7 protein-coding genes are annotated in these 12,536 nt (G+C 42.3%); all 7 read left to right on the top strand.

Features of this window, described 5'->3' with window-relative positions:
- Positions 1-538 precede the first annotated feature (538 nt).
- The 7 genes from HMPREF1154_RS06220 (at position 539) to HMPREF1154_RS06190 (ending at position 12,536) form a co-directional block, all read left to right on the top strand.
- Entirely contained in the window at positions 539-3,607 is a 3,069-nt protein-coding gene (locus tag HMPREF1154_RS06220) for a SusC/RagA family TonB-linked outer membrane protein (protein WP_034567008.1), read from the top strand.
- A gap of 12 nt (positions 3,608-3,619) precedes the next feature.
- Positions 3,620-5,053: a RagB/SusD family nutrient uptake outer membrane protein gene (locus HMPREF1154_RS06215; RefSeq protein ID WP_009641722.1), complete on the top strand. Its 1,434-nt coding sequence runs from the start codon at positions 3,620-3,622 to the stop codon at positions 5,051-5,053.
- Between the two features lie 337 nt (positions 5,054-5,390).
- The gene (locus tag HMPREF1154_RS06210; protein WP_009641715.1) at positions 5,391-8,474 is read left to right on the top strand and encodes a SusC/RagA family TonB-linked outer membrane protein; all 3,084 of its coding nucleotides are present in this window, start codon (positions 5,391-5,393) and stop codon (positions 8,472-8,474) included.
- Positions 8,475-8,486: 12 nt separating this feature from the next.
- Positions 8,487-9,920 (top strand): RagB/SusD family nutrient uptake outer membrane protein, encoded by a 1,434-nt coding sequence (locus HMPREF1154_RS06205; protein WP_009641650.1) that lies wholly within the window; start codon positions 8,487-8,489, stop codon positions 9,918-9,920.
- 242 nt (positions 9,921-10,162) lie between these two features.
- A complete protein-coding gene (locus HMPREF1154_RS06200; RefSeq protein ID WP_009641709.1) occupies positions 10,163-11,191 on the top strand; it encodes a rod shape-determining protein in 1,029 nt (342 codons plus the stop codon).
- Complete coding sequence (gene mreC / locus HMPREF1154_RS06195; RefSeq protein WP_009641701.1) at positions 11,192-12,034, top strand: rod shape-determining protein MreC; 843 nt, start codon at positions 11,192-11,194, stop codon at positions 12,032-12,034. It abuts the gene before it with no gap.
- Positions 12,027-12,536 carry a hypothetical protein gene (locus tag HMPREF1154_RS06190; protein WP_009641714.1) on the top strand — a complete coding sequence of 170 codons (510 nt, stop codon included), beginning with the start codon at positions 12,027-12,029 and terminating at the stop codon, positions 12,534-12,536. Before mreC ends, HMPREF1154_RS06190 begins: the two co-directional genes overlap by 8 nt.

Here is a 12,536-nt window from a genome sequence, read left to right as displayed (position 1 = left end):
TCTGTAATCAACTGATTCTCAAAACATCCCCCCTGCCCCCCCTCAAGGGGGGAGTTAGTAAGTGGTAGAGGTTCAATAAGTTATAGAAGGGAAATTTTCTAATTTAATAAACAAATTAGACCATCTCAACGCCCTTAAAGCTCCCCCTTTGGAGGGGGGTTGGGGGGAGGTTTTTACAAATAATTGTTTATCAGTTACTTGCAATTTCAATAGCAACCTAAAAACAACTTGCGAAACTTAAATAATATTTTAACTATTGATTTGAATAACTAATTACTGATGAGTAATCGTTGTTTAATTCCCTAAAAATATTTGATATTTTTCAAGAAAGTTAGTTGTTTTTTCGTATTTATCACTTTTTTGCATTTATGAAACCGTATAAAAACAGGATAATATAGTAAAAAAGTAAAGTTAGTAGAAAATAACTTTAAAAACTGATGAAAGTGTATATTTGTGGTTGTGTAGTTAAATATAATTTAAAAAGTTCTTTTTTTCTCTTTGTTTTTTGTAATTTTGCCTTTGTTAAAATAGTTGATATATGAGAACTAAAGTGATGTATCTTTTGCTCCTATTTTTAGGGGCTTTGCAAGTGTCCTTCGCTCAGGAGAAGACAGTCTCAGGAGTGGTGAAGGACGAGAACTTAGAACCTATGTTAGGTGCCTCTGTCATTGTCAAAGGTACTACCAAAGGGGTTTCTACCGATGAGAACGGAGCCTACTCCCTCAAAGTAAAAGATGGGGATGTGTTGGAGTTCACGGCTGTCGGGTACAAAACGCAAGACCACAAAGTAACGGGTAAAACCCGCAAGATAGATGTGGCCTTGCTCTTGGATGTAGAAGAAATTGACGAGTTCGTATTCGTTGGTTTCGGACAGAAACAAGCCGTAAAGGAGGCCACAGGTTCCATAGGAAAAGTGGATAATGTCTCCAACAGTGCGGCAGGTTCTGTGGATAAAGCCCTTTCTGGGAAAATCGCAGGGGTACAAGGAGGGGTGACCACAGGACAACCTGGAGGTGCCGCCAATATTCGTATCCGTGGTTTGGCCTCTATCAATGGACGTACCAATCCTATCTATATCATAGACGGGGTACGTGTCAGCCAAGGACAACTATCCTCTGCGGCTACTTCTTCCAACATCTTGGCCAACCTCAACGATGAGGATATAGAAAGTGTAACTGTTCTTAAGGATGCCGTTTCTACTGCCGCCTATGGTGCCGATGCAGGAGCAGGGGTGATTATCATCACTACCAAGTCTGGTAAAAAAGGAGAAGCCAAGTACAGTTTCAATAGCGAAGTGGGTATGGTCTCTCGTGCTCTTACAGGAGAGAAAAACCTCACTACAGCCGAATGGCTTAACATGATTTATGATGCCTATCTCAATTCAGAAGAAGGAGCTGCACTCTTCCCTAATAATAATAAGGAAGCTCTCTTGGCTAAACTTGCTGCTGGACAATTGGCAACTGCAAAATTGGGTAAAACTGTTCAGGGATTGTACAATAAGAGAGATATAAGTACCGACTGGCGTAAGGAAACAGAAAATAGCTTTGCGCTTCTTCAGAAAGTAAATGGTACCGTATCAGGCGGGAATGATAGGTTCGACTATTATTCATCTTTGGGCTATTACAAACAAGATGGGATCGTAAAACAAACAGGGTTCCAACGTGTAACCAATAGTAACAAGATCACCTATCGTGCCAATGATCGCCTTACCTTGGCTACTGATCTCCAGCTTTCCTATGGGCAAACTCTTTCCCAGCCTGATGGGGGAAAATTTGGTAACTCTATCTTAGGACAGTATCTGCTACAACCTACCGACCGTGCTTACAACCCTGACGGGACACTTTATTTGGGAGGAAGTAATAGAAAAATGTCTAATGGGCTTCAGAATAGTGTGGCAAACCAACAGATGAACTATATAGAAACCCAGACAGCTAGAGCATTTGGAAATTTTCAAGCAGATTATAAGATCCTAAAGAACCTTACTTACAAATTTGTCTTTGCTCCTGAGTTTATCAATATCATGGAAGATAAATACTATAACCCACTTCATGGAGATGGATATAGTAATGGGGGAATTAGCGAATGGTATGCTACTCGTTATTTTAACTTTAACGTACAGAACATACTCTCCTATGACTTTAAGTATAAGGAAAAGAACAATTTCTATGTAAACCTAATCCAAGAAGCCTATAAGTCAGATTATAGAAGAGTTGCTGCTGAGTCACATAATGTAGGCCCTAGTGGACTGACTACCTTGTCTAACTTTATTAAGCCTGTAAGTACTTCAGGGTCTAGAGTGGTAAGCTCTCGTGGTGGATATGCAGTAACTGCCCACTATGACTATGATAAGTTTTTCCTCTTTGATATCTCTGGGCGCCAAGACCGTATCTCTAACTTTTGGGATGACAACAAGACAGGCTACTTTGGCTCTGTAGGGGTAGGGCTTGACTTTGCTCGCTTGGAAGCGGTTAAAAAGTGGAAAAAAGTATCTCAATTGAAACTCTCTACCTCCTATGGTTCTGTAGGTAATATGGTGGACGTATCCCCTTATGCAGTCCACGCTTATCTTTCAAACTACAATGACCAAGTAGGAGGCTACATCAGTGGAGTAGATAACAAGGATCTTCGTTGGGAAACCCTTTCTCCTTTTAACTTAGGCTTGGATATGGGCTTCTTAAAGGATCGTATCACCTTCTCAGTGGCTTACTTCCACAAGAAAACTTCCGATATGATCTTTGCCGTGCCACTCTCTAGAGCACAAGGAAATACCAGTGTGTATAAGAACATAGGAGAGATGGTTAACAAAGGGGTAGAACTAACCTTCAATACCAAAATTGTAGATAACGAAGGCGATGGTTTCAGATGGAACTTAGGAGCCAACTTCACTTCTCTAAAGAACGAAGTAACCAAGCTCTACGGTGGTAAGGATGTGATCTCAGGCAGCCGTATCATGCGTGAAGGAGAAGCCGCTAGAACTTTCTATATGAAGAAATGGGCAGGGGTAGATCCTCAAAATGGAGACCCACTATGGTATGTCAATGGAGAAGGCGGAGAAACTACCAATGATTACAATAAGGCCGGATATGGCCTGCAAGGAAGTGCTATGCCTACCTACTATGGTGGGGTGGATACCAAGCTCTCTTACAAGAACTTTACCCTTTCGGCTGATCTTACCTATTCAGGAGGAAATAAAATCGTAGATACTTTTGCTTCCTATGTCAATAGCGATGGTGGTTTATTGAGTTCTTATCCAGGAAATGGCTCTCAAGTGGGTAACTATTGGACACCTGAGAACAAAAATGCAAGAGACCCTAAACCTATATTGGGTAAAGGGAATAGAAATGCTACTAGCTTCTCTACCCGTTACCAATACAAGGGGGATTTCGTAAGATTGCAGACTGTTAGATTCTCTTATAGAGTGAAACCAGAGTTCTTGGATGGTACTTATCTTAAGGGATTGGAATTCTATGTGTTGGGTAACAATGTATGGACACATAATTTTGACAAGAACTATAAGGGAGACCCAGATTTGAATATCGGTGGAGAAACCTCTTTTACCCTTCCAACCTTGAGAACCTATAGCTTTGGTGTAAATGTTAATCTATAAAATACTAGAGAAATGAAAAAAATTATATATACCTCTCTTTTTCTTACAGGCGGTTTGCTGCTTACCTCATGCCGTAAGGACTTTACAGAGACCCAATTTTTCCAATCCAAACAAGCAGAACCCCTTAAAACTGTAGAGGAAGCCTCTTCCTTTGTCAATGGTACCTATGCCCAGATGAGAGTAAAGGAGTATTTAGGGGCTTATTACTTGGCCTATGGCGAAGTACGTTCTGATGAGATATATAATGATACAGGTGTAGGCCGCTTTAGAGCAGAGAGCCTTTATACAATGGATGCTAATAACGGAAATGCACGAGATACTTGGACAACAATCTATGGAGTGATTGCCAATATCAACAATGTGATCAATGCACCTGATAACCTTTCCTCTCAAAAAGCAGGAGGAGGGGCAGCTAATCCCAGTGAAGTTAAGGCTATAAAAGCACAAGCTTATGCGATTCGTGGTATGGCGTTCTTTGACCTACTTCGCCTCTATGGACAGAAGTATACAGGAGGTACCCTTGGCGTACCACTGCCCTTGCAGTACAACGCTTTGGCTAACACCACTCGTCCTACTATAGAGCAGACAGAAGCACAAATAGAGGCAGACTTTAACATGGCTATACAATTATTCCAAGAAGCTGCTACAGCACAGCGAAAAACGCTTGCAGGCTTGGTAAATACCACTGATAAGACCAAACTGTCTCCTATGGCGGTAAAGGCCTACCAGTCACGTTTTTACCTCTACAAAGGCGATTGGGATAAGGTAGCTACCCTTTCCAAGGAAATTATAGACTCACGCAAATATGAAGTAGTACCTGCAGCAGACCTATCAGCTTCCTTTGTAAAACCCAATACCAGCAATAGTATCTTTGAATTGGCTGTAGGAGTGAGTGGCTCTCTTGGTGCTTCAGGATATGGATACTTATTCAATAGTGGAGGCTATGGAACGCTCTTACCTACCGATTATGCACTAAGCCTCTTTGATAATGCAGATGCCAGAAGAAATCTCTTTGCAGGGAATAGTAGAGTTGGTTATTTCTTGAATGGGAAGTTCTCCGACCTACAATCCCAATCTAATCTAAAACTCGTACGCTATGAAGAGGTTTTGCTCAACGCTGCCGAGGCTTACCTTAACAAAGGAGACCAAACTACAGCACTTACCTACTATAATCGGCTCAGAGCACAAAGAGGATTTACAGCAGCACCAGCAACCTCTCTTACCCTTGAGGAACTCAAGAAAGAAAGACTAAGAGAACTCTTAGGTGAGGGCTTCCGCTATTGGGACTTACTCCGCTGGGGAGATGCTGTACCTCAATATGAAATCACAGGAGCGGTGGATCCTGCTAAGAATAGGACGGTACCTAATAAGGCTTTTGCTTTCCCTATTCCTCAAGCAGAGCGCAATAGTGAGTACAGCAATGTCCCTCAGAATGATGGATACTAAACGAAAAAGCAATCCCTTTATACTTTAGTTCGGAAAACTGTTCCATACAATGGAACAGTTTTCTCCTTTTTTTGAATATGTATTAAATATCAGATATTTTTTCTATGGATAAGTAACCCTGTAGAAATTATTGTTTTCATATTTAAAAATAGCTACTTTCTATTGTGTAAGAGATTAACAATCAGTCAGTTAAGTGTTAAGTAAATAAGAGTGGTATTTTATTTTTTATCTTGTAATTATTAATAGATTAAAAATCTATTTTTTTAAATAAATGCAAAAGATAATTCTGTTTAGAATATTTTTTGTAATTTTGCAGCGTCTTTAAAATAGTTGATATATGAGAATTAAAAAAGTTGCTTATCTGCTGCTCTTATTCTTAGGAGTATGTCAGTTGTCCCTCGCTCAGGAGCGTACTGTCTCTGGGGTGGTGAAGGACGAAAATCAAGAACCCCTATTCGGTGCCTCTGTTATCGTTAAGGGTTCTACCAAAGGGGTCTCTACCGATGAGAACGGTACTTACTCCCTCAAGGTAAAAGAGGGGGAAGTTTTGGAGTTCTCTTCCATCGGGTACAAGACCCAAGACCATAAGGTAACGGGTAAGACCCGAAAATTGGATGTGGCCTTACTCTTGGACGTAGAAGAGATTGACGAGTTTGTCTTCGTCGGTTTCGGTCAGAAACAAGCGGTGAAGGAGGCCACAGGTTCCATAGGAAAAGTGGATAATGTCTCCAACAGTGCGGCTGCCTCTGTAGATAAAGCCCTTTCGGGTAAGGTAGCAGGGGTGCAAGGAGGGGTTACCTCTGGACAACCTGGGGGTAATGCCAACCTACGTATTCGTGGACAGGCCTCTGTCAATGGGCGTAACAACCCTATCTATATCATTGACGGGGTACGTGTGAACCAAGGAAATCACTCCCAAGGAGATACTTTCTCTACCAACGTGCTAGCCAACCTCAACGACGATGATATAGAGAGTGTAACTGTCCTCAAGGATGCCGTTTCTACAGCCGTATATGGGGCAGATGCTGGTACAGGGGTGATTATTATCACTACCAAATCAGGTAAAAAAGGTGATGCTAAGTACAATCTAAGCAGTGAAGTAGGTCTGGTCTCTCGTGCTTCAGCAGGAGAAGAACTCCTTACCACAACCCAGTGGCTTAGTATCCTATATGATTCCTATCTTAACTCTGAAGAAGGAGCGGCTGCTTTTCCCAACAATGACAAAACAGCGCTCTTGGCTGCTCTTAATGCAGGTACTCTGACAGGAGATATAGGGGAGTCCTTGCAAGAGCTTTACAATAACAGACATATCAATACTGACTGGCGAAAAATCACCGAGAATGCTGCTGCTCTTATGCAGAAAATCAATGCTTCTGTATCGGGAGGAAATGAAAAGTTAAGCTACTACTCCTCTGTAGGATATTATAACCAAGATGGTATCGTGAAATCAACAGGATTTCACCGTGTAACTAACTCTAACCGAATCAATTATAAAGCAAGTGATCGCCTTACGTTGGCTACCGATATTCAGCTCTCTTATGGGCAAACCGTAACCCAGCTTGATGGGGCTAACTATGGAAACCCTATCTTAGGGCAATACCTCTTGCAGCCTATTGATAGAGCTTATAATCCCGATGGTACTTACAACTATGGGGTTAATGGGGAATTGAGGAATGGACTCCACAATGTGGCTGCCCTACAAGGCATCAACCAGTATAAGGCTGAAACAGTCAGAGGCTTTGGTAACTTCCAAGCCGATTACAAGATTTGGGACAACCTTACTTATAAGTTTGTTTTCGCCCCTGAGTATATAGACCTTACCCAAAAGAGTTACCTCTCTCCCTTACATGGTGATGGGAAAGAAACCAGAGGAGAAAGTACTTGGTATACCACTCGTATCTTTAGCTTCAACGTACAGAACATTCTCTCCTATGATTTTAAGATCAAGGATAAGAACAATTTCTCTGTGAATCTGATCCAAGAGGCTTACCGTACCGATAAGCAAGTCTTAGGAGCTAAAGCACAACAGGTAGGTTCCGATAAGCTCAAATCTTTGTACAACTTTATCTCTCCTGTAGCTACTACAGGTACTGACAATGTGGATTCTCGTGGCGGTTATGCACTCACTGCTCACTATGACTATGATAAGTTCTTCCTACTTGACCTCTCTGGCCGTCAAGACCGTGTGTCCAACTTCTGGACAGATAACCAGACAGGTTACTTTGGTTCTGTAGGGGTAGGGGTGGATTTTGCCCGTTTGGAAGCACTCAAACAATGGAAGAAGATATCCCAATTGAAACTCTCAGCCTCCTATGGACAAGTAGGTAACTTGGTGGATGTTTCTCCTTATGCGCTATACCGATATAGTTACAACTATAACAATGCCCCAGGGGCTTATCCTGTAGGGGTAAATAATAAGGACTTGCGTTGGGAAACACTCTCTCCTCTCAATATTGGTTTTGACTTAGGGTTGTTCAAGGACAGAATTACCTTGTCTGTGGCTTACTTTAATAAGCAAACCAAGGATATGATCTTTGCCTCTCCACTTTCTATTGCTCAAGGGGCTTATGATGAAAAGACAGAGGATGCAGTAAGATTCATCAATATAGGGGAAATGGTCAACAAAGGACTTGAATTTACGCTCAATGCCAAAATACTTGAAAGCGAAAACGGACTTAACTGGAGCCTTGGTGGAAATATCAGTACACTAAAGAATGAGGTTACCAAGATGTATGATGAGAATGATATCATCACAGGTCGTCGTATTATCCGTAAGGGAGAAGCAGTGAACTCTTTCTACCTTAAGAAATGGGCAGGTGCCAATCCTGAAAACGGAAATCCTCGCTGGTATATCAATGGAGAAGGAGGAGCGACCACAGAAAACTATAATGAGGCTCACGAAGCTATACAAGGTAGCGCCATTCCTACCCTATATGGTGGATTTGATACCAAGCTCTCTTATGAGAACTGGACACTCTTGGCACAATTCTCTTATGGTTTTGGGAACAAAATCTATGATGCTTTAGGCCAATTCGGACGTAGCGATGGTAGAATTACCCATATCTACCCAGGTTACAAGTCTCAGTATAACAACTATTGGACACCTGAGAACCGCAACTCCGACCATCCAAAACCTATATGGGGTGAAAATACAGGTTCTACAGCTGTTTCCTCACGCTTCTTATACAAAGGCGACTACTTGCGCTTACAGACTGTAAAGCTCTCTTACAAACTCAAAACTGAATGGTTAGAGAAGACATATTTCAAGGGCTTAGAGTTCTATGCCTTAGGCGACAACCTTTGGACACATAACTTTGATAAGAACTTCAAGGGAGACCCTGACTATTCAGTAGGAGGACAAACAGCATTTGGACTTCCTTCCCTTAGAACCGTAAGTTTTGGAGTAAATGTTAACCTATAATACTGATTTACAATGAGAAAAATTATATATACCCTCCTTTCTCTTACTACAGGCTTTGCACTGACCTCCTGCAGTAAGGACTTTACAGAAACCCAATTTCACCAAGGGGAACAAATGGCACCGCTCAGCTCCGTAGAGCAGCTTACCTCTTTTGTCAACGGGACTTATGTGAAAATGCGTGATGTCAATTACTTAGGCACCTACTATCGCGCCTATGGGGAAGTACGCTCCGATGAGATGTACAACACCGAGAAGACGGGTCGTCTCTTAGGGGTCTCTACTTATACGATGAAGACGACCGAACAAGAGGCAGAAAGTACTTGGAAGGCTATCTATAGGGTAATTGGAAATGCCAATATTGCTATCAATGCAGCTGATAACCTCACTTGGGGAGGCAGCAACGACCCCGTAGAAACAGCCAATGAGATTAAGCGACTCAAAGGGCAAGCCTATACCATACGTGCCTTAGCGCTTTTTGACTTGCTTCGCCTCTATGGTCAGCAATATGCTGGGGGTACTCTAGGGGTGCCTATACCATTGCAGTACGATCCTAATGCCAGCTCTACTCGTGCCACTGTAGCACAGACAGAGGCACAGATAGAAAGCGACCTTAATCGAGCCAATGCCTTATTTGAGGCCATAGGAGATGTGGTAGAGCAGACCAGTTCATCCGAGAAAAACTATATTTCTCCCTTGGCGCTCAAGGCCATCGCTTCTCGTTACTACCTCTACAAAGGCGATTATGCCAAAGTAGCTGAACTCTCCGAAGAGATTATCTCTTCAGGAAAGTATGCCGTAGCGGCCAAAGATGATTTGCAAGGAACTTTCTCCAAACCCGATGCGGAAAATAGCGTCTTTGAACTTACCGTAGGTACTACCAGCTCTTTGAGCTCTGATTCTTATGACTTTTTAGTACACTACTCCCCAGGTTATGCACAATTGGCAGTATCTGAGCAGGCAGTAAATCTTTATGAAGCAGGAGATGTGAGAAAGAATCTGATTACCTCAGGTAGATTAGGAGGACAAACTAAGTATTTTCTTAATAATAAGTTCTATGGTACACAAGGAAGTAATAATATCAAGGTCATTCGTTACGAAGAGGTCTTACTCAATGCCATAGAAGCCCATCTCAATACCGATGACCCAGCAGGTACAGGTCATAAGACCAAGAGGTATTACAACACGCTCCGCCACGAAAGAGGCCTTTCGGATGTTAGTGCTGTAACCTTAGACGATCTTAAGAAAGAGCGTGTAAGAGAGCTCGTAGGTGAAGGACAACGCTATTGGGATTTGCTCCGCTGGGGAGCAGCTATTCCGCAGCTTAACAGTGCAGGCAATGTTGTCCGAAGCCGAAATATAGGAGATAAGCTACTGGCATTCCCTATACCTAAGTCTGAAGTAGATAGTCCTAACAGTGGCGGAGTGTCTCAAAACGAAGGATATTAAACGTTATACATTTCTTATATCATTCATCATTCTTCAAAAAACCGTTCCCTATAGGGGAGCGGTTTTTTTCTTAAATAAGAGCGGTTGATTTTTTATCAAAGAAAAACATTTTTATAGGTTTTTCTTTGATTTTTTTTTCTTACCTTTGACGGCTAAAAAATGTCTCTTCTCCAATAGTGAGAGAAGAGACCCAATAGCCGACAATAGTATATATTTATTTAACATAGATAAAAGGTTTTACGATGGGATTTTTTGATTTCTTAACAGAAGAGATAGCCATTGACTTAGGGACAGCAAACACACTTATTATTCACAAGGATAAGGTGGTAGTGGATAGCCCTTCCATAGTGGCTCGTGATTTAAGCACTAATAAGATTATTGCAGTAGGTAGAGAAGCACAACTGATGCAGGGAAAGACCTACGAACGTATCAAGACCGTTCGCCCGCTTAAGGATGGGGTTATTGCCGACTTCGACGCCTCCGAACAGATGATTAATGCTTTCATCAGAAGTATTCCGCCGCTTAAAAGGCGCTTCTTCTCTCCTTCGCTTAAGATAGTGGTATGTATCCCTTCAGGTATTACCGAGGTGGAAATGCGTGCTGTACGAGAATCTTGTGAAAGGGTCAATGGTAAGGAGATCTTTCTTATCTATGAGCCTATGGCCGCTGCCATTGGGATAGGCCTAGATATCATGCAGGCCAAAGGTAATATGATTATTGATATAGGGGGCGGTACGGCCGAGATTGCGGTGATTTCCTTAGGAGGCATTGTTTGTGATAAGTCTGTAAAGATTGCAGGGGATGTCTTTACCAACGATATCATCTACTACATGCGTACCCGTCATAACCTTTATATAGGGGAGACAACAGCTGAGAATATCAAGATCAACACAGGCGCAGCTATTGAAGATATAGATTCTCCACCTGATCCTATGCTTGTACAAGGGCGCGACCTACTTACAGGAAAGCCCAAGCAGGTAGAAATCTCCCATCGTGAAGTGGCCAAAGCCTTGGACAAATCTATCCTGCGTATAGAGGACGCTATTATGGAAACACTTTCCCAGACGCCACCAGAGCTCGCCGCCGATATCTACAATACAGGTATTTATATGGCAGGAGGAGGCTCCATGCTTCGTGGGCTTGATAAGCGTATTTCTATGCGTACCGACTTGCCTGTATATGTAGCCGAAGATCCACTACGTGCTGTGGTAAGAGGAACAGGAATTACACTCAAAAATATAGAGAAGTTCAAAACTATCTTGATGAAATAGATGCGGCTGATTTTATTGTTTTTTAAGCGACAAAAAGATTTCCTGCTTTTCCTGCTTTTATTTGCTTTTTCTTTTTCCTTTGTGCTCGGAGGGAATTCTTTCCAGCAGTCCAAGTTCCTATATATAGCCTCCGATGTAGTAGGGGATATCTATCTCTTGCGCAGTGGGGTACAGGAGTATTTCTCTCTCAAGCAGCAGAACGAACAGTTGACCAAAGAGAACAAACAGTTGCACGAACAGTTGCTCAGAGAGCGCGCCCAGAAGTTGGAACAGCTTTCTAAGGATCCTATACTGTTGTACTCCCCAGAGCAATATGCCGTCTATAGGGCGGAGGTGATTAAGAATAGTTGTCATCTGTCCAAGAACTATTTGATAATAGACAAAGGACTACGCGATAGTATCCGTGAGGATATGGGAGTGGTTTCTCCCAGAGGAATTGTAGGAATCATAGACAAGGCAACCACGCGGTATGCCTCGGTGCAGTCTGTCCTTAATACACGTTCTAAAATCAGTGCAACTCATAAGAAATCGGGCTATTATGGTACCCTCTCTTGGGATGGGAAAGACCCTACCATAGTGCAACTGACCGATATACCTAGCCTAGCACCTATTTCTGTAGGTGACTCCATTGTTACCGCAGGTCATTCGAGTATATTCCCCAAAGGGATTCCTATAGGGCGTGTACTTAGTGTCAATGCCAATACACGGGATAACTCCCTACTCTCCCAAGTGAAGTTGTTTACCGATATGCAACAGCTGCAACATGTGTATATTATCAAAAACAAAGACCAAGTCCCTATCCAACAATTAGAAGAACAGATACAAGAGCAAGCCAATGAATAGTTTGTCTTATATTTTACAGCTCATAGGCTGGGTACTTTTGCAAGGCATACTGCTGAACAACATGAACCTGTTCGGGTATGCCAATCCTGCTTTATACCTGCTTTTCTTTATGACCTATCCTGCGGTAGCCGATAGGGCACTTTTGCTGCTATTGGCCGCCCTCTCTGGTCTTGCTATAGATGCACTCTCCAACACTAGTGGACTTTATAGTTGTGCGACCCTTTGTGTGGTCTTTCTTCGTCCTTTGCTCATTCGCTTGTTCTTCGGGCAGAGTTTTGAAGACCAACCGGTCAATCTGTTACAAGTAAGCTCTACCCTGCGAGTGCTTTATGTACTTTCTTTCTCGCTAATCTTTCATCTGATTTTCTCTCTATTAGATACCTTCCAGTGGCAGCTATGGCTCTATTGCTTGAAAAAGACCTTGATCAATGTAGCCTTTACTACCATTGTTTGTCTATTAGTAGCACTGCTTGTCTCAAGTCGTAAAGAAGTGAAGTATTAA

It is taken from the genome of Capnocytophaga sp. CM59, from assembly GCF_000293175.1.
Taxonomy (GTDB): domain Bacteria; phylum Bacteroidota; class Bacteroidia; order Flavobacteriales; family Flavobacteriaceae; genus Capnocytophaga; species Capnocytophaga granulosa.
The sequence above is the reverse complement of the archived record's forward strand: the minus strand, read 5'-3'. Positions and strand labels throughout refer to the sequence as shown.

What these genes read in the sequence shown, in the direction of transcription:
- HMPREF1154_RS06220 (WP_034567008.1), top strand. Translation starts at nt 539, where the DNA reads ATGAGAACTAAAGTGATGTATCTTTTGCTCCTATTTTTAGGGGCTTTG.
- HMPREF1154_RS06215 (WP_009641722.1), top strand. Translation starts at nt 3,620, where the DNA reads ATGAAAAAAATTATATATACCTCTCTTTTTCTTACAGGCGGTTTGCTG.
- HMPREF1154_RS06210 (WP_009641715.1), top strand. Translation starts at nt 5,391, where the DNA reads ATGAGAATTAAAAAAGTTGCTTATCTGCTGCTCTTATTCTTAGGAGTA.
- HMPREF1154_RS06205 (WP_009641650.1), top strand. Translation starts at nt 8,487, where the DNA reads ATGAGAAAAATTATATATACCCTCCTTTCTCTTACTACAGGCTTTGCA.
- HMPREF1154_RS06200 (WP_009641709.1), top strand. Translation starts at nt 10,163, where the DNA reads ATGGGATTTTTTGATTTCTTAACAGAAGAGATAGCCATTGACTTAGGG.
- mreC (WP_009641701.1), top strand. Translation starts at nt 11,192, where the DNA reads ATGCGGCTGATTTTATTGTTTTTTAAGCGACAAAAAGATTTCCTGCTT.
- HMPREF1154_RS06190 (WP_009641714.1), top strand. Translation starts at nt 12,027, where the DNA reads ATGAATAGTTTGTCTTATATTTTACAGCTCATAGGCTGGGTACTTTTG.